Below are 17,378 nucleotides of genomic sequence, written 5' to 3'. Positions count from 1 at the left end.
AAGGAGAGAGAATAAATGAAACGTTTTTTGGCATGTATCCTGGCATTGACCATGGTCCTGAGTCTTGCCGCCTGCGGCGGTAAGGCGCCCGGTCCGGACAGCATCGTCACGAAGTTCTGTGACGCCATGAAGAAGTCGGACTACGAGACGATGAAGACCTGCCTGAAGACCAGCAGCGAAGATTTCGATGATCTGGAATCTGGCGAGACCGGTGATGAGGAAATGGACTTCTTGCTGGACTACGTGAAGGACAAGAACAAGGAAATGACCTACAAGGTAGAAAGCGTAGAAGAGAACGACAACCAGGGAACCGTCAAAGTCACATTCAATTATAATGACATGTCTCCTGTGGTTATTGCTGCTTTGGGCGAATACCTGCAGCAGGCATTTGCCATGATCTTCACGGATGTGAGTGAGGAGGAAACGTAGTGCCTTCTTTGCAGAAGACCCTCGGGGTAGTCAACTCCGGCTTATGAGATTTCTCTCACAAGCTCCGTCCAAATCTTTTGATTTGGGCGGGGTTATTGACGAGATCCAGCACCTGCCGGTCCTCATTCTGATCCGTAGTAGACACACGGGCATAACTGAATTTCTTGTTGCTCATGGCTTATCCTTTCGTCCGGAACATGTCCATCATGCCACCCAACTCAGAAAGATCATCGGCGTCCAGACCCGGGGCTGGTTCCTGGGGCGCTGGTGCTGCTTGATTACCAAGCTGTAATTCTCCATTTGCAACCATTTCCTTCAGCACATCTTTGACAATACCGACCACCCAGTCGCGGCCAAATTCATTGGCCGCTTCCGGGCAGCTCGTGTAATGCAGTAAGGCATTGACCACGATCTCAGACATACTGCGTGGCCGTTTGCGGAGGATCTCCAGCGCCCGACGGTGCCGAAAGTCCATCTCGTTGAACTGGAGCGTGACACGGGATTTATTATTGTTTGCCACTTGACGCCACCTCGCTCTGATACAGAACCTCATAACCAATGGCGTTGGCGTGAATATCCTCGATGAAAATGGGGAAAGCTACCTTGTTACCCCTTTCAATCATGCCGCGCAGCAGCAGCGAGCCGCCACCGGCAAACACGCATTTACTGGTGCTGACATCGATACCGCGTTCACGGAGGAAGTTGTAGAACTCGGCCAGAAAGTCCGAAGTCATGATGCGGATCAGTTGCTGCACCTCTCCTGGCAGCACCGTGGGCTGATTCCGGATGACCTCGTCGATCTCGCACTCTTCCAGGATGCGAGCGTATTGGGAGTTACACTTGCTGGCAATGCTGTTGTAGAGGGTGATCACACCCTTTTCAAAACTCTCCACCACTTCCAGGTCTGGCCGGCCAAAGCGCAGTTTCAGAACATCAATGGTGAATCCGCCAATATCAATGATATAAGCGACGGAGTGCACCTTCAGGGTGCTGTACTGCGTGACAGCGGCAGCAAATGCCTGAGGATAGCTCAGAACCTTATTGATGCGAACGGAGTAGTACTTGCCATTGTACTCAAAGTCAATGGCTTCCCGCCGACGCAGAAAGTACTGCTCGAAGCGGCTGTGCAGCTGTTCGTAATGTGCGGGCGGGAGACCAACCAGGAGCGTGATGTCGATGGGATCCAAAGTCTCAGAAACATCCCGATACTCCAGTTCCTTCGCAATCGCAAAGAGGGTCAGAATGAAGAAACGGTCATCCTCGGTTTTATCACGCAGGTACGAGATGCGCCGCTCCGTCAGCGAATAGTACTTCCCATTCCAGCCGATGTAGTCCGTTTTGAATCCCTGAAGCCCGTCCGACATAACCAGGCCGGAAGTGAAAATAGCGTGCGGCGTTTTGATGGATTTATTGCCGTGATCGACAGAAATAATCATATGTGAAAGGCCTCCTTAATCATTTGCAAACAAAGCGGTTTGGTCCGCTTAATGTGTCTGATAGTATTTACGCATAGCGTCGTTCCATAACAACAACCACATTAAGTGTTTTTGTAATGTCGATTTCTTACCAGTCTTTCAGGAGCGAGCGCAGCTTTTTCAAAGCGCCATTGACCGAGTTCAGTGCAGCGTTCATAATGAAGTCAGAGATGGACTGACGCCGGCCTTCGTAGCACTCCTCGTCCATCTCCTCAATGCGATCGGCAGTCCGACGCACCGTGGGGGAATAGATTTGGAGCAGTGCGAGCGTGTTCTCAATGTCCTCATCTGTCAGCGTGCTGGTGATGTCAAATTTCTTCAAGTAGTTTTCGAATTTGCTCATTGCATATCCTTTCTGCCTGGGAGTTTCACTGGTAGAAGTTGAACGATCCGAGGACTTTCGCATAGACCATCGACTTATTATGAAGAATGCGTTTTTCACCGTCCACATTCTTCTTTCGGTCCTTCAGGTAGAGGTAAACGGTGAGGATTCCATCTTCATTGACCACGACGAGGTCGCCGTTATTGATCGGTTCCGCCCGCTTGCAAAGGAGAACACTGCCGGACGCAATGCCGTATTCGTGATAGCGGGTTCCTTCTGCCATAACGCAGAAACACTTTTCTGCCTGCAGCCCATGAAATCCCTCAATGTGGATGGATCCGATTCCGTCGGTTAAGACTGGATGCTTGGCATTGATGATTTCTTGTTCAAAGCCCATAATCATACCTCCTTTAGTGGTACATAACAGACGGCATTTTGTATTCGACCTCACGATGAGCTGGCATTTTCAGCCCGGAGGTGAGTGCTGCAAAGTTGATGGATTGCAGGCCGAAGCGCTTACGGATATCTTCGACCGTTCGCTCCAGAGCAAGGCGCTTTTTGTGCTTGGTGTAGTCAGTCCATAGGTCTAACTGGATCGGTGTGTCGGCCGGGACCAGGTCAATTGCGCTGATCGTCAGAGAGCGGATGTCACTATTCCAGGTGTGGCGCTGGTAGAACAGGTCGAAGCCTGCAGCAGCAATCTCTGTGTAGCTTTGGGTGGGGAAGGGCAACTTGCCCTGGTACTCTCGATGGGCCAATGTGTTGTCCCGGACGCTGATCTTCACCCTGGTGGCAGCCAGATTGCGTTTGCGGAGTTTCAGCCCGACTTCTTGCGAAAGCTCCATAAAAACATGCCGGACCTCGTCCTTCGTCAGCAGATCCGCATTGCAGGTAATTCCATGCCCAATACTCTTGATTGGGGGATCATAATCGCAGGGCATGACCCGAGAGGTATCCAGGCCATTGGCATAGATCCAGAGTTTCTCTCCGTTGATCCCCAGCAGCCGCACCAGCATGTCGGGATCTGCTTTCGCAAGGTCTCCAATGGTATGAATGCCGTAACGGCGAAGTTTCTCCGTCGTGGCCCGCCCGACATAAAGAAGGTCGGAAGCAGGTAATGGCCATACCTGGTCCCGGAAAGACTCCTTCGTGATCTCAGTCACTGCATCTGGCTTTTTCATGTCAGATCCCAATTTGGCAAAGATCTTATTGAAGCTGACACCGATGGACACGGTCAAGCCGACCTCTGCCTTCACAGTTTTGCGGATCTCATTTGCGATTTCATAAGGTGTCTGGTGATGGAGCCGAGATGAGCCAGTCAGCTCGATCCAGCTTTCGTCGATGCCAAAAGACTCTACTTCCGGTGAGTACCGCAGATAGATGGATCTCACAATCTTGGAGAACTTCAAATACTGATCCATGTGCGGCGGCACAATCGTCAACTGCGGACACTTCTGCTTCGCTTCCCAGATCACATCTCCCGTCTTCACGCCACATTGTTTTGCCAATTGATTTTTGGCCAGAACGATGCCATGACGATCTTCCGTGCTGCCACATACGGCGATATACTTCCCGCGAAGTTCTGGATGCAGCATGCACTCGATACTGGCATAGCAGTTGTTGAGGTCACTATGCACTACAACTCTTTCTCCCATAGCTTCGGGTTCCTCCTGTCGTAGAAAAGTTTTCGAAACTTCCTCAAACTTCTACTAACTTCCTGTTGACAACGAGGTTTCTTCTGCATATAATGTGGTTAAACTTCCTCAAACTTCTTAAAACTTCTACAAACTTCTTGTTGATGAAACAATAGCAGATACCAGACCGGTTTGTCAATAGAAGTTTTCCGAGGACAAACCAAATCAGTAGAAAGAGGAACTGCAATATGAAAACGACTGGAGAGAAAATCAGAGATCGTCGCATTACGCTGAATATGACGCAGAAAGACCTAGCCGATCAGGTCGGTACGACTGTCCGGACCATTAGCAGCTATGAAGCTGCCGGTTCCAAGCCCCGTGGGTTGAACCTTCGCAAACTATGCACTGTCCTGAATGTGTCTGAGGCCTACTTACTCAAAGATGAGATTGAAGATGAGACCTATGGACTTGAGGAAGCTCCTTATATCGAGAGTGCGCGTGCTATCTACGGCAAGAAAGGCGCAACGGATGTGGAGCAGCTGCTGACACAGACCCGTGCGATGTTTGCCGGTGGTGATGTTCCGGAAGAGGACAAGGAGCTTTTCTTCCAGGCCGTGACGGAGGCCTATTTTGCAAATAAGAAGCGCGCCAGCGAAACATTCACCCGGAAGGACTATAAGAAATAAGAGTGCGTTGTACGGTTTTTGGGACACCCTATGTGGTATCCTTATGCTGCACACAAAGACATTGTTTTCTTTGAGCGAGGTGAGTGAGTTGCTAGCGTTTGCCATCAAGCAAGAAGCGAATCGTTTGAAAATGAAATACCAGACAGACGATCCGTATGAGATCTGTCGGGCAATGAAGATCCAGGTCATGAAGCGGCCTATGGGGAAGAGTGCGAAGTCCTGCAAAGGGTTCTTCTTGGTCTCTTCACGCTGCAAGCTCATCATGATCAACAGCGACCTGCCGGAGAGCATCCAGAGGATCATCCTTGTGCATGAACTTGGACATGCTGATTTGCACAGCGACTCTGCTATCAGCGCATTCCATGAGTTTACCTTCCTGGATGATACAGACCGCATGGAGTATGAAGCGAACATTTTCGCAGCGGAGTTCCTCTTGAATGATGAGGATGTTTTTGAAGCGCTGCAGCAGCAGATGGACTTCTTCCAAATCGCAAGCTGCCTCTGTGTTCCGCCTGAACTTCTGGATTTCAAGCTGCGTATTTTGCAGCGTGAGGGCGTTGAGATCAAAGCTCCGTATATTGCGCATGGGGACTTCCTGAAGCGCGATTTGGGGCAGCCCCTGAATTGACTATGCTGCCGGGTGTAGCTTATAAGGTCTATGTTTCGGTTACCGTGGATTTTTCCTCAGAGGGTGTGATGCTGCCGCGCATGATCGTCTGGGAAGACGGCATGAAGTACGATGTAGACCGTGTGATTGATATTCGACCTGCCTATGCGGCAAAGGCTGGTGGACAAGGTGACCGATATACAATTCAGGTGAATGGGCAAAGAACCTATTTGTATTTTGAGCGTTCTACCAACCTGAGTGGAAATGTCATTGGAAGATGGTTTGTGGAACGCAAAGTACCATTGAAGGATGTAATATGATAAGTGAAGATAAAAAATATCAGTGCTGGCTGAGTGATGGAGATCGAATTCTCTCTTTCCATCCGGTATTGGGCTACATTCTGCATGAGTTTGATAGCCGTGAGGAATTTATTCGGTTCATTTTTGAGGCAGTGGATGTGATGCGCTGCCGGGTTCAGTAAAGGAGGCGAGTATATGCAGTATAGTTCCGGTCTTCAAAGGTATTTTAACGAGCACATTCATCTCCCCAATACCTTTTTTGACAATCCGATGCGTTTTGTCAAACACGCACTCGTGGAGAAAGGCGACTTGATGGCCAAGGCATATAATTTTGTGGAACTTGGCGCTGAGGATTCGGAGGATGTCATCCACTATCAAAGCGATGATTTCCAGGTCATGAGCGGTGACACTGCGGGTAGAGTTTGTGTTTTAATGCGGCCACCTGAGCCGACGCAGGCACTCCAGTGCAAACTGATGGGATGTTCCATACAGCACAATGGGAGCAATCCCATTTGGAGGACGATCGAGCTGACAGAGGAAGGCGCACTGCTCCTCTGCGGCTGGACGAAAGAGCATGCGCATATGATTCTTGATGAAGTCGGTGCCACACCCGAAGACTTTATTCCCCGAATGATTCAGGAACTTGCTACGGCAGTAGAATTCGACCTTGCAGCGTTCCGAGCCCAGGTTGAACAGAAATCGACCTGTAGACAATGAAATTGGGAGCTGATCCACATTGGTTGGGTCAGCTCCTTTTTTGCCTGGAAAGCAGATTTAGGTATAGTGGCTTCTCATTGGTGCGGATGGTATTCTGACTCTGTACTTATTAGATTTTATCTCCCATACGGAGCTTCATAAGCTGTGAGCCAACACAATCTGGCATTTCTGGGCGAACATATCATGTTTCGCCTCTCCCATTGCGCTTTGATTTGAGTCCTCAGATCAAAGCGCTTTTTTTGTCCAAATTCCGCTTTGCGGATTTGAGAAATAATTATTTGAAAGGTGGAACAACAAAATGATGGAAACCAAAGTATTCGCGGACGACTTCAGTTGCTCTTTCAGCGAACCTAGGGACTTCTTTCAGTTTCTTGGCGAGCGCAAGGCAAAGAGCAAGTGGATGACGGCACCTTCGAAAGACCTGCGGTTTGAGCCGGTTGAGAAGGGGTCCGCACTCGGCGATCTCTACATGAAGATCTACGACCACAATGGGGCGGCCGATGTACTTGAAGACACGATGGAGAATACCAGCCTTCTGCTGAAGGTCGATGGTAAGGACTACCCCGTCCGCTCCTGTGCCATCAAGACCGTTCTGGAGCGTGCCCGCATCTCCGGACATGCACTGAACAAAGTCTCCAAGACTGTATTTGCGGAGATCCTCAACTACTGCATGGGCGTTGCCTCTGGCGACAGCCTGATCAAGATTGCAGATCAGAAGGTCTCTGCGGTACATGGCGGTGATCCCAAGGACTACACCGTGATGGAGATGCTGCCACTGTTCAAGGCGGTATGCGATTACCTGGACAAAGAGTACCCAGGCAATCAGTTTATGACCGCACATTTTGATCACACGATCGCCACTGCAATCTGGCGCCTGGATGGGCAGGCAGACCAGCTTCTGGACACCTATCGTCGGGAAGTGGCTGCCAAGGGGCTGAACCCTGCGAAGCTCATCCCTGCGCTCCGATTCTCCACCTCTGATGTGGGCATGAGTGGCGCCAATCTGTATCCGATCCTGCTGGCCGGCAATGAAAGCCGGATCATTCCTCTGGGCTATCCCCTGCGGACACAGCATAAGAGCGGATATGACATGGAGTTTTTTGAGGAACAGCTTGGCCTTGTCTATGCACAGTTTGAAAAGGCAGTAGACAAGCAGGTGCAGCTCCTCAACATTGAGATTCGCTATCCTGTTACCACCCTGATGCGGGTTCTGAAGCGCATTGGGGCGCCGAAGAAGGCTTCTTACGAGGCAATGGACTACTTTGTGGCAATCCACGGAGATGACCCCTGTACTGCGTATGAGCTTTTCATGCAGATGAGTGATGTCATCTTCTCCGCCCAGTGTGATGGCGCTTCCGGTCTGCGGATTGCGCAGCTTGAGGAGATCGTCAGCCGGGCACTGAATGTGAACTGGCACGAGTATGATCACCCTGGCGACTTCAAGTGGTGATTGCGATGGCCAAAGCTGTTTACTACCCGAAGGGTGAGAGGCAAAAGACCATCATCAAGCTTCTGAACTCTCTGGAAGGGCGCTATTCCAGGTGGGATATTTGGCAGGATTTCATTGTCCTGTCTGCCGTCAGCATTGCTAATGCTTTCGGTGGCCCATACAGAGAGCAACGTGAAGCGATGTATCTGGAGCGTAGCAAAAAATACGCAACCTCTGAACTGGAAGTCTTTGCGCAGATGCTCGCCGAAGTTGTCGATGAGATGGAGCAAAATCCAGATCAGGATATGCTTGGCGAGCTGTTCATGGCATTGGGCCTTGCGAATGAGTGGAAGGGGCAGTTCTTCACGCCTTACCATATCTGCAGAGCAATGGCAGCCATGAATCTGGGTGAGGATCTGAAAAGTCAGATAGAGGAAAAAGGCTGGGTATCCGTGAGTGATCCTGCCTGTGGGGCCGGTGCATTACTGCTTGCCTTCGCAAACGAGTGCAAAAGGAACCACATCAACTATCAGACTTCCGTTTTCTTTGTCGCGCAAGACATCGACTTCTTGGCGGGGTGCATGTGCTACATCCAAATGAGCCTACTCGGCTGTCCCGGCTATGTGGTCATCGACGATTCCATCCTTCATCCGGCGCAAAGCTACGATGAGGACGGACTTATCCCCAAGAACAGCCCAAATGTCTGGCTTACCCCAATGTATTTCAGGGATGTCTGGCATTGGCGGAGAATGTTCGCACAGCTGGATCTCATAACACAAGAAAAGAAATGAATGATGATGAGGAGGATCGATTATGCCTAATTGGGCGTTTGGAAATATTAAGGTAACCGGGACTCGCGAAGGAATTACTTCTTTCATAGAACGGTTTGTCAGCGAGGATGAGCCATCTACGGTAGCTGGGAAAAGATTCTTTGCAAGAAGTTTTATCCATGAGAAACGGCAGGAACTGATCGATGAGGCTATGGCCGAATTCGAGAACAAGGCACTGGAAGATACAGCAGAATACACCTTCGTGGCGATGTTCGCCTGGTCTGCTTATTCGTGCCTGATCGATGGTTATCCGCAGCAGAACAAGGAAGAGTGTATTACCCTTGTGGATGCTTGTGTGGAGGATCATGTCTCAGTCGAAATCCATTCTACGGAGACAGGCATGTGCTTTGAAGAGGAAATCACCTGCGATGAAAGCGGAGACCTCTTCAATAGTGAAAGTGATTTGAGCAGATGCAAGTGCCGCAACTGCGGTGAGATCAGCCATTTCGGTTCTTTCGAGGATTTGGAAGAAGCTGAGTGTCCTGAGTGCGGCGAGTGCGGCTTTGATCGCTGCGAGGAGGAGTAAGATATGGCATTGGACATGAATTACACCCCAACGCGTCTGGTCGATATCACTACCTTGACGGAAGACCAGTGGCTGGACTGGAGAAAGAAAGGGATTGGCGGCAGCGATGTTGCCGCCGCCCTAAATATGTCTCCGTATCGAACTGCGCGCGATCTCTACTACGATAAGATCGGCGTCGCTCCTGCAGTCGAAGGTCCGGATAAGAGCATCACATTCCAGATTGGGCATTTGCTCGAAGATGTGGTCGCTCAAATCTTCGCCAAGAAGACCGGCCTCACTGTCTATGAAGACCACTGGATGTATCAGCATCCTCTGTATCCCTTCCTGATCGCCGATGTGGACCGGTTTGTCCTGCTCCCTGATGGCCGCAAGGCAATCCTGGAGTGCAAAACCGCGCACTATGATATGCAGTTCAAATGGGCCAACGGCGCTGTGCCACGCCATTATGAGCTTCAGGTCCGCCACTATATGTCGGTCATGAACATCGATGTCGCCTTCATCGCATGCTTGTTCTCCAACAATGAGAACGACTTTGTGTGGCAGAAGATTGAGCGCGATGTTGAGGAAGAGGAGAATACGATCCTGGCACTGGAGGCGTTTTGGAACAACCATGTGCTGGCTCGGGTCGAACCGCCTCTGGTCGAGAAGCCTGATGCTGTGCTTGAGTCACTGCGCCGCTTTTTCGGCCCGGCAGATAAGTCTGAGCCGGATGTGGAACTGGACAGTAAATTCCTCAATAGCCTCAGCGAGATCATGACACTCAAAGAGGAGAAGAAGAATCTGGATGCCCAGTCAAAGGCGCTGGAAACGCGGATTAAGACCCTGTATGCCCCGATTGTAGAGCAGATGGGAACTGCATGTCGAGCCTCATGTGAGAGCGGAAGCGAGGTGTTTCGAATCACCTATAATCCGCAGTATCGTGAAGGTATCTCAAAAGACAAGCTGTCTGCGCTGCGTGCTCAGTACCCTGATGTGTACGACGAGTTCGTGGAGCAGTCGGAGTCGAGAATTTTCAAGGTGGTCAAGGCGGCCATCGCGTAAGAGGTGATCACAATGTTATGCAGATTCGACCGTGCGATCTTCCAATCGGACAACGGTTACTGCGTGTTTTCATATAGCACGCAGGATGAGTCTGTCCCCAAAGAAGCGAGAAAGAACACATTTTTCAGTGATGACAAGATCCATTTCACTGCTGTCGGGTATCATCTTGTCTCGACCAATGTGGTCGAAGTTGAATTGGATGGGACCTGGGAGCAGTCGAAACATGGATTGCAGATGTCAGTTACGACTTGCAAACAAATTGTGCCAACGGATCAAGCTGGTGTCCTGGCGTATCTGAGCAGCGGCATCATCAAAGGTGTCGGCCCGGAGATTGCCAAGGCGATTGTCGCAAAGTTCGGTGATAAGACGATGGAGGTTCTGGACCAGAACCCTCAGCAACTACTGAGCATACGCGGTATTGCAAGGACCAAACTCAAGACCATCGTCGCTTCCTATGAGGAGACGAAGGCACTGAGCGACCTGATGATCTATTTGGCACCATTTGGCGTATCGATGAAGAAGGCAGCCATGATCAAAGAGGAGTTCGGAGATCAGAGCCTTCAAATCGTGAAAACAGACCCATTTCAGCTTTGCAGGATCAAAGGCTTTGGCTTCATGACAGTAGACTCAATCGCAAGGAAGACTAAAGTGAGCCTCAAACACCCAATGCGGTATGCCGGCGCAATCAACTATGTGCTGGATGAAGCCCGGGTGTCCGGTCACCTGTTTTTAAGCGTAGATGAGACTGTGGGCCGCTGCTATGATCTGCTGAACTCCGACTGTGAGGCTGAGGTCGTATCGGAAGGTGAGATTCGGCAAGCTATCTCAAATGAGAGGCTTGAGTCACGCATCTATGTGGAAGGAACCCGTGTCTATCTGAGCTATGAGCGCATGTGTGAAGTCAAAGCGGCCAAGCGGATTGTTTCAATGATCCTCCAGGAAGATTTCGAAGAGATCTATGACCTGGACGAGAAAATTGATCAGGCGGAACAAACGCTCAAGCAGAAGCTGGCGCCGTCACAACGCAAAGCAGTCAAGCTTTGCCTCTCACATCCCATCTCCATTATGACTGGTGGACCGGGCAGCGGCAAGACGACGACACTGCGGTTCATTCTGGATATCTACAAGAAGGAGTATCCCTCCAATGAGATCCTTCTTGCGGCTCCGACTGGACGAGCAAGTCGGCGTATGGCAGAGCAGACTGGAATGTTTGCTTCGACGCTACACTCAGCGCTTGGCCTCATCACAGATGAGGAGAGTCCCTTAAATGATACGGAACTGCTTCCAGCAGATCTGATCGTGGTGGACGAATTCTCAATGGTAGATATGAGGCTGGCGTATATCCTGCTGGAACGCATCAAGCCGGGGGCCCAGTTGCTGATTGTCGGTGACGCTGATCAGCTCCCCTCGGTTGGCGCAGGAAATGTGCTGAGAGAGATGATTCGGAGTGAGAAGGTACCAACGGCAGTTCTTGACACAATCTTCCGTCAGGCGTCCAATAGTCGGATCATCGTAAATGCCCATGCGATCAATCACAATGATACCCATTTGCAGTACGGTGACGACTTCCAGATGCTTGAGGTCCAGAATGCAGAGGACGCTGCGCAGCTGGTAGTCAAGAACTATCTGCAGGAAGTGAGTCAGCATGGCTTGGAGAATGTGCAGATTCTGTCGCCTTTCCGAAAGCGCGGTTCTGTTGCATCGAATGCGCTGAATGAGACGATCCGGGATCTGGTCAATCCTGCAAGCATGCGGAAGATGGAACTGAAGTGCGGCAGTCGGGTCTTTCGTGTTGGTGACCGCATCATGCAGACGGCAAACCGGAATGGAGTGTCGAATGGCGATGTTGGCCTGATTACCGGCATGGAAAAGGAAGACGATGAGGTGTTTGTGGATATCCGGTTGCTCGATGGGCGCGAACTGCGCTATTCGAAGGACATGATGGAGGATGTTGAATTCTCCTACTGCCTCACGATCCATAAGAGCCAAGGCCAGGAGTATCCAGTCATCATTGTGCCGCTGCTGAAGGAGCACTATATCATGCTGCGTAGGAATCTGCTTTACACGGCAGTGACCAGGGCGAAGGCGAAAGTGATCCTGATTGGGCAACGCCAGGCAGTTTACATTGCGATCCACAAGTGTGATGTGGGTCAGAGAAACACCGTCCTTGCTGATCGGATCGTGGCGTACTATAACCGCGAGATGAGCAAGCGAGTGGCGTAGTTTTTTGGGAAACGGGGTGGTCAAAAGCCACCTCGTTTCTACATTTATTATGAAAGGGCGAAATAACGTGAGTGAATTGAATGTGAATGCGATCCCTGCCATCAATGCTGTCGATGGCTTCAATCCGGCGGATTTTGTAAGGAATACGGTGGGCGATGAGGGCGAGAACGATCTTTACCTCGATGTAAAATACCGCCTTTTATGGTTCCGACTGCACCGTCCGAATGGGAAGATCGAGCCTGAGATCGTGCAGTTGGATGATAAGAGCGCCGTTGTGTGCTGTAAAGTCTACGCGGACAAAACTGATCCTGCCGATCAGTTCATTGGAAAGGCTTACTCGCAGCGCTTCTCGACAGAGGAACGCTTCGGTGACCGGTTCCTGGAGATTGCGGAAACGGTTGCTAAAGGCCGAGCTCTGGCAGATGCGGGGTATGGTACCCAGTTCTGTATGAATGGTGAGGCCTTAACCAGCATCATCGCTGATGCACCTGTCAAGATGCCGCCTGATGAGGAAGAGGATCATCCTAGTAGCGTTGCGGTGAGCTTTGCAGCAGCGCAGTCGGCTACTCCGGTCCCTGCTCCAAAACAGCAGGCAAAGCCCCAATCGCAGTCTTTTACTGAACCTCCGAAGGCATCTGCGCCGGAGCCTCCGAAGACTGTGGATGAGTACCTGCAGGTAATGACTGTCGATCAGGCCAAGATGGTGAAAATCGACTTTGGGAAGTTCTCCGGTTGGACACTCGGGGATATTGCTATGAAGAGCCCCGGCGATTTGGCTTGGTATGTTAAGAACTATTCCGGCCATAACCTCGCTCTGAAAGCGGGGGCGATCAAGCTCCTGGAGGCGGCAGGTCAAATGGCAAGCTGAAGAATCCCCGATGAGGGAGGTGATCTTTGATGGGCAGAATACCAGATCTGCCATGTGACATTGAGCAGGTAGTGGACTTGCTTGGTATCGAAGTCATACGGGATACCGGCACACAGTTGCACTGCCGGTGCCCATTTTGCGCAGATCGAAAAGCTCATTTGAATGTGAAAATCCGAGACAATGTGTTTCGATGCAATCGCTGCGGGAAAGGTGGAGGTATCCTCCACCTTTACGCAGAGTTCTGCGATGTCTCGCTCCATACTGCCTATGAGGAACTCTGCAAGGTATTTGGCTCCGAGAGTGGAGAAAAGCCGCGAGAGTGTAGTCCGAAGCGAAGAGTGATTGAGACGGTGGAGTTGCCAATTGCATCAGCAGAAGTCCGGGATAACACCTATTCCAATCTCCTTTCTCTGCTTTCCCTGTGTCCTACGCATCAAGCCTCCTTACGAGAACGCGGCCTGACCCAAGATGAGATTGAGCAGTTGGGCTATCGCACAACTCCGACAACAAGGCTCAAGCGCATTGTAACGGAGTTATTAGAGCGTGGCTGTGTTCTGGATGGTGTTCCGGGATTCTATTGCCAGAAGGAGACCGGCCAATGGACTCTGGACATCAGAGGGTCGGGCATCATGATTCCCGACCGCAATTTTGATGGTCAGATTGAGGCAATACAGGTTCGGCTGGATCGGGTTTATAACCAGAAATTCTACAACTTGACCAGCGTAGATAAGTACTATGGAACCCCAGCCAGATGCTGCCCTCATTATGTCGGAGTTCAAGAAGGCGACGAGGTTGTCTGCGTGACCGAGGGTGTTATGAAGGCGGATCTTGCCTATCACTTCGCTCTTGGCAGCCAATACGAGTGTGGCTTTGCAGGCCTTACTGGTGTGCCGAGCTATTCACAGTATGAGAGGCTTCTCCAGGAACTGAGTGAATTGGGGGTCCAGAGGTTGAATATCATGATCGACTCTGACTATCAGGACAACGACAAGGTAAGAACAGCGCGGGATCGCTATATCGAGCTCGGGGCTGAAGCTGGCTTTGAAGTTGCTCCCATTACTTGGAGTCGGAGGCAGAAAGGGATTGACGACTTATACAAGCATCTATTTCGAAGTAAGTGATTTGATGGGGCTGTAGCGCATGAGCACTACAGCCCTGTCGTGAGGAGTGACTGAGAATGATACCAAGAATCCAGCAAGAACGCCCAAATGTAATAAAGTGCTATTACTGTTCAATTTGCGGAACGAAGTTGCAGCACAGTGATGGTGTCAATCAAGAGTCGTGGCGGTTCTGCCCAGTGTGTGGGCAACAGATTGAGTGGGACAAAGTCACAGATGTAGTTTGGGAGGAAAAGTCCTGTGACATCTGTGGAGGATGGCTCATCAAGAAGCACCCTTTAGGCTTTTGGTATGCTTCCAGCGACTATATCGGTGAAACCACATGCCGTACATGTTGGCTGGAGGAATGCTGTACCACCAATTGTCTGGTCTGCCAACGCAGGCAATATCCGAACTGCGAGTGGATCCATCTGAAACAGTTCTACCTTGAGGAGGAGCAACATGGAAATTGAGATATATTTGGAAGACCTGAAACCAGAGATCCAGGAAAAGGTTCTTGAGGAACTGGGCATAAAGAGCGCTAGTGAAGGGAACTATGATGTGTTTCCGCTTTTCACCGCCTGTTAGCCCGAATAAAGGTGCGGTGATAATTTGGAAAAACAGCGATTGTGAGTAGGAAATAATAAAGCGCCGGTTTTGCCGGCGCTTTATTATTTCAAATGGTTAGTGTTATGGGTTCCCATAACTGTTGCCCCTTTTGCACCTCCTTGTTGAAGAGAATGATGTGTAGAAACCAAGCCGCATACCGCATTATACTTGGATGGTGTAAGCTTAACACTTACGGGAGCCATGGATGCGCCCATATTGTTCACGTCGCTGATGCCCCGGTCCACGATCTTGCCGCAGGTGACGTGGGTGATATAGGGGCCGGGGCCGTCGTCCGCCAGGATGGTGCAGCCGGCGGCGGTGGCGGTCCACTGGGCCGTGGGGGGCCGCTGGTTGCCGTAGGGCACCGGCATCCGGTACTGCCGCTCGGCGGTGCAGAAGTGGGAGCTGGTGACGGCGGCGGCATAGCGGGCGTAGCCGCCGTCGATGAGCATAGCCGCCAGAGACAGGGATTCGCCCATGGTGGAGCAGGCCCCGTACAGGCCGTAGAAGGGGATGCCGAAGTCCCGCAGGCCGAAGGAGGAGCCGATGCACTGGTTCAGCAGGTCCCCGGCGCAGATATAGTCCAGGTCGCCGGGCTTCAGCTTCGCCTGGTCCAGCGTCCGCTGGACCACCTTTTTCTGCATGGTGGACTCCGCCTTCTCCCAGGTCTTTTCCCCGAAGAAGGAATCGTCGGACAGCTCGTCAAAGTAGGAGGACAGGGGGCCCTCCGCCTCCTGCCTGCCGCCGATGTTGGCGTAGGAGATGACAGAGGGGGGATGGGACAGGGCGATGGTGCGTTTGCCGACACGCTTTTCGTTCATGGAGGACACCTCGTTTTTGTGGGTTGCCCATAGGGTGCCCGCAAACAGGAAAAATATGAGCGTCATTCCGCGGCCGGGGATTTTTCCGCCTGCCCGCCGGAGGTTGGGAGGACCCGCAGGGCCGGGCCGCTTTCCCGGAGGTACAGCTCCTCGCAGTCCTGCTGGGCTTTCACCAGGATTCGGATGGCTTTCTCGGTCTCCCGCATCAGGTGCAGGTAAATTTCCTGATAGTCTGGCATGTTCGTCATCCCTTCCTTTTTTGAACGATTATAGCCGGATATTCGGCATTATTCAAGACCCGCATTTTCGGATATGCTAAATGCAAGGCAGGTGTGGGTATGATCACGTTTGAACCGCTATGGGAGACTTTGAAACGGAAAAACATATCCCAATACACTTTGATCAAAGAGTATGGGGTCAGTACAGGGACGCTGGACGCGCTGCGGAAGAACCGCAGTGTTACCCTGAATACGCTGAATGACCTCTGCAATATGCTGCAATGCGATATTACGGATATTATCCAATTTACTCCGGACAAAACATAACACGGGAAGCAGGCCGATGACGCCGCTTCCCGTGTTTTTCTTATGTATACGACCGCTCCACCTTTACCACGGCGAAGTAGTTGCCGTCCAGGGTGCGGACGGCGGTCTTGATCTTTTCCTCCACCTCGCTGTCAGTGAGGCGGAAGCCGTAGGGCACCACCGCGTCGAAAATGACGTTGGTGTGGGACGGCCCCGCCACCATGCGGAAGTCGTGGATATTGATGGCGTCGTCGATGCAGTGGACCAGCGCCGCCACCCGCTCCCGGGTCTCCTCGGTGACGCCGTCGTCGGTGACGATGGGGTCCATGTGGATGACCGCCTCGCAGCCCAGCTTTTCCCGCAGCTCCGACTCCACGTTGTCGATCTCGTCGTGGAGCTCCAGCACGTTTTCCGAGGCGGAGACCTCCGCGTGGAGGGAGATCATCACCCGGCCGGGGCCGTAGTCGTGGACGATGAGGTCGTGGATGCCGATGATGCCGGGGTGGGCCATGACCAGTTCCTTGATTTGATTGACGAACTCATGGGTGGGCGGCGTGCCCAGCAGGGGATTGACGGTGTCCTTGGCGGCGTTGAAGCCGGACCAGAGGATGAAGGCCGCCACCAGAATGCCGCACCAGCCGTCGATCATCAATCCGGAGAAGCGGCCCACCAGGGTAGCGATGAGCACCGCGGTGGTGGCCACGCTGTCGCTGAGGGAGTCGGCGGCGGTGGCCAGCATAGCGGGGGCGTTCAGCTTCTTGCCCAGGGAGCGGTTGTAGAAGGACATGTACAGCTTGACGCAGATGGACACGCACAAAATAGCGATGACTAACCAACTGGAGTCCACCGGAGCGGGGTGCAGGATCTTATCCAGGGAGGATTTGGCCAGCTCGAAGCCCATCAGGATGATGAGCATGGCCACCGCCAGGCCGGACAGGTACTCGATGCGGCCGTGGCCGAAGGGGTGGTCCGAGTCCGGCTTCTGCCCCGCCAGCTGGAAGCCCAGCAGGGTGACGAAGGAGCTGCCGGCGTCGGACAGGTTGTTGAAGGCGTCGGCGGTGATGGCGATGGAGCCGGAGAGCGTTCCGGCGAAGAATTTTCCGGCGAACAGCAGCACATTCAGGCCGATGCCCACCGCGCCGCAGAGGATGCCGTACCCCTTGCGGAGGGCGGCTTCATCCCGGCCTTCCGGTTTCAGGAACAGCCGGGCCAAAAGTGAGATCATGGGTGGAACCTTCTTT

At 52.0% G+C, this 17,378-nt stretch carries 22 protein-coding genes and 1 pseudogene; 15 read left to right on the top strand and 8 right to left on the bottom strand.

What is annotated here, in order from left to right; translation table 11 throughout:
* Positions 1–15 precede the first annotated feature (15 nt).
* Entirely contained in the window at positions 16–429 is a 414-nt protein-coding gene (locus tag JQM68_RS08835) for a DUF4878 domain-containing protein (RefSeq protein WP_235222644.1), read from the top strand.
* A gap of 178 nt (positions 430–607) precedes the next feature.
* Here JQM68_RS08835 and JQM68_RS08830 read toward each other — a convergent pair whose 3' ends face one another.
* The 5 genes from JQM68_RS08830 to JQM68_RS08810 all read right to left on the bottom strand — a co-directional run bounded on the left by JQM68_RS08830 (position 608) and on the right by JQM68_RS08810 (position 3,881).
* Positions 608–949: a hypothetical protein gene (locus JQM68_RS08830; RefSeq protein WP_235222643.1), complete on the bottom strand. Its 342-nt coding sequence runs from the start codon at positions 947–949 to the stop codon at positions 608–610.
* Positions 936–1,865, bottom strand: a complete 930-nt coding sequence (locus JQM68_RS08825; RefSeq protein ID WP_235222642.1) for a ParM/StbA family protein — start codon at positions 1,863–1,865, stop codon at positions 936–938. The genes JQM68_RS08830 and JQM68_RS08825 overlap by 14 nt, the downstream gene beginning before the upstream one ends.
* Before the next feature lie 127 nt (positions 1,866–1,992).
* The gene (locus tag JQM68_RS08820; RefSeq protein ID WP_235222641.1) at positions 1,993–2,247 is read right to left on the bottom strand and encodes a hypothetical protein; all 255 of its coding nucleotides are present in this window, start codon (positions 2,245–2,247) and stop codon (positions 1,993–1,995) included.
* A 25-nt stretch (positions 2,248–2,272) separates the two neighbouring features.
* The gene (locus JQM68_RS08815) at positions 2,273–2,623 is read right to left on the bottom strand and encodes a S24 family peptidase (RefSeq protein ID WP_235222640.1); all 351 of its coding nucleotides are present in this window, start codon (positions 2,621–2,623) and stop codon (positions 2,273–2,275) included.
* Between the two features lie 13 nt (positions 2,624–2,636).
* Positions 2,637–3,881, bottom strand: a complete 1,245-nt coding sequence (locus tag JQM68_RS08810) for a DNA polymerase Y family protein (protein WP_235222639.1) — start codon at positions 3,879–3,881, stop codon at positions 2,637–2,639.
* Positions 3,882–4,108: 227 nt separating this feature from the next.
* Here JQM68_RS08810 and JQM68_RS08805 point away from each other — a divergent pair, with 227 nt between their 5' ends.
* The 13 genes and pseudogenes from JQM68_RS08805 to JQM68_RS13760 all read left to right on the top strand — a co-directional run bounded on the left by JQM68_RS08805 (position 4,109) and on the right by JQM68_RS13760 (position 14,771).
* The gene (locus JQM68_RS08805; RefSeq protein WP_235222638.1) at positions 4,109–4,546 is read left to right on the top strand and encodes a helix-turn-helix domain-containing protein; all 438 of its coding nucleotides are present in this window, start codon (positions 4,109–4,111) and stop codon (positions 4,544–4,546) included.
* 43 nt (positions 4,547–4,589) lie between these two features.
* Positions 4,590–5,174: an ImmA/IrrE family metallo-endopeptidase gene (locus JQM68_RS08800; RefSeq protein ID WP_235222637.1), complete on the top strand. Its 585-nt coding sequence runs from the start codon at positions 4,590–4,592 to the stop codon at positions 5,172–5,174.
* The gene (locus JQM68_RS08795) at positions 5,171–5,473 is read left to right on the top strand and encodes a hypothetical protein (RefSeq protein ID WP_459558690.1); all 303 of its coding nucleotides are present in this window, start codon (positions 5,171–5,173) and stop codon (positions 5,471–5,473) included. Before JQM68_RS08800 ends, JQM68_RS08795 begins: the two co-directional genes overlap by 4 nt.
* A gap of 174 nt (positions 5,474–5,647) precedes the next feature.
* The gene (locus tag JQM68_RS08790) at positions 5,648–6,169 is read left to right on the top strand and encodes a hypothetical protein (RefSeq protein ID WP_235222636.1); all 522 of its coding nucleotides are present in this window, start codon (positions 5,648–5,650) and stop codon (positions 6,167–6,169) included.
* Positions 6,170–6,467: 298 nt separating this feature from the next.
* A complete protein-coding gene (locus JQM68_RS08785) occupies positions 6,468–7,619 on the top strand; it encodes a transposase (RefSeq protein WP_235222635.1) in 1,152 nt (383 codons plus the stop codon).
* Positions 7,613–8,389, top strand: a complete 777-nt coding sequence (locus JQM68_RS13865; RefSeq protein WP_235222634.1) for an N-6 DNA methylase — start codon at positions 7,613–7,615, stop codon at positions 8,387–8,389. The genes JQM68_RS08785 and JQM68_RS13865 overlap by 7 nt, the downstream gene beginning before the upstream one ends.
* A gap of 22 nt (positions 8,390–8,411) precedes the next feature.
* A complete protein-coding gene (locus JQM68_RS08775; RefSeq protein ID WP_235222633.1) occupies positions 8,412–8,954 on the top strand; it encodes a hypothetical protein in 543 nt (180 codons plus the stop codon).
* A gap of 3 nt (positions 8,955–8,957) precedes the next feature.
* Entirely contained in the window at positions 8,958–9,995 is a 1,038-nt protein-coding gene (locus JQM68_RS08770) for a YqaJ viral recombinase family nuclease (protein ID WP_235222632.1), read from the top strand.
* 12 nt (positions 9,996–10,007) lie between these two features.
* Positions 10,008–12,218 carry an SF1B family DNA helicase RecD2 gene (gene recD2, locus JQM68_RS08765; protein WP_235222631.1) on the top strand — a complete coding sequence of 737 codons (2,211 nt, stop codon included), beginning with the start codon at positions 10,008–10,010 and terminating at the stop codon, positions 12,216–12,218.
* 67 nt (positions 12,219–12,285) lie between these two features.
* Positions 12,286–13,086, top strand: coding sequence for a hypothetical protein (locus tag JQM68_RS08760; protein WP_235222630.1), 801 nt, complete (start codon positions 12,286–12,288; stop codon positions 13,084–13,086).
* A 29-nt stretch (positions 13,087–13,115) separates the two neighbouring features.
* A pseudogene (locus JQM68_RS13950) lies at positions 13,116–13,373 on the top strand (CHC2 zinc finger domain-containing protein); the annotation flags it as partial.
* A 51-nt stretch (positions 13,374–13,424) separates the two neighbouring features.
* A complete protein-coding gene (locus JQM68_RS13860; protein WP_235222629.1) occupies positions 13,425–14,207 on the top strand; it encodes a DUF3854 domain-containing protein in 783 nt (260 codons plus the stop codon).
* A gap of 438 nt (positions 14,208–14,645) precedes the next feature.
* Positions 14,646–14,771 (top strand): hypothetical protein, encoded by a 126-nt coding sequence (locus JQM68_RS13760; RefSeq protein ID WP_268821456.1) that lies wholly within the window; start codon positions 14,646–14,648, stop codon positions 14,769–14,771.
* Between the two features lie 83 nt (positions 14,772–14,854).
* On the opposite strand, the gene JQM68_RS08750 is transcribed toward JQM68_RS13760, so the two are convergent.
* Together JQM68_RS08750 and JQM68_RS08745 are read right to left on the bottom strand one after the other, a co-directional pair.
* Entirely contained in the window at positions 14,855–15,613 is a 759-nt protein-coding gene (locus JQM68_RS08750) for a beta-ketoacyl-[acyl-carrier-protein] synthase family protein (protein WP_235222628.1), read from the bottom strand.
* A gap of 62 nt (positions 15,614–15,675) precedes the next feature.
* Positions 15,676–15,861 carry a hypothetical protein gene (locus JQM68_RS08745; protein WP_235222627.1) on the bottom strand — a complete coding sequence of 62 codons (186 nt, stop codon included), beginning with the start codon at positions 15,859–15,861 and terminating at the stop codon, positions 15,676–15,678.
* Between the two features lie 90 nt (positions 15,862–15,951).
* On the opposite strand from JQM68_RS08745, the gene JQM68_RS08740 reads away from it, so the two are divergent.
* Positions 15,952–16,158, top strand: coding sequence for a helix-turn-helix domain-containing protein (locus JQM68_RS08740; protein ID WP_235222626.1), 207 nt, complete (start codon positions 15,952–15,954; stop codon positions 16,156–16,158).
* Positions 16,159–16,198: 40 nt separating this feature from the next.
* Here the strand turns inward: JQM68_RS08740 and JQM68_RS08735 are convergent, their stop codons facing one another.
* Positions 16,199–17,362, bottom strand: coding sequence for a cation diffusion facilitator family transporter (locus JQM68_RS08735; RefSeq protein ID WP_235222625.1), 1,164 nt, complete (start codon positions 17,360–17,362; stop codon positions 16,199–16,201).
* Positions 17,363–17,378 lie beyond the last annotated feature (16 nt).

Source organism: Oscillibacter valericigenes (genome assembly GCF_021531435.1).
In the GTDB taxonomy this organism is placed as follows: Bacteria; Bacillota; Clostridia; order Oscillospirales; family Oscillospiraceae; genus Oscillibacter; species Oscillibacter valericigenes_B.
Note: the sequence above shows the minus strand (reverse complement) of the source record. Positions and strands in the feature narration are given on the sequence as shown.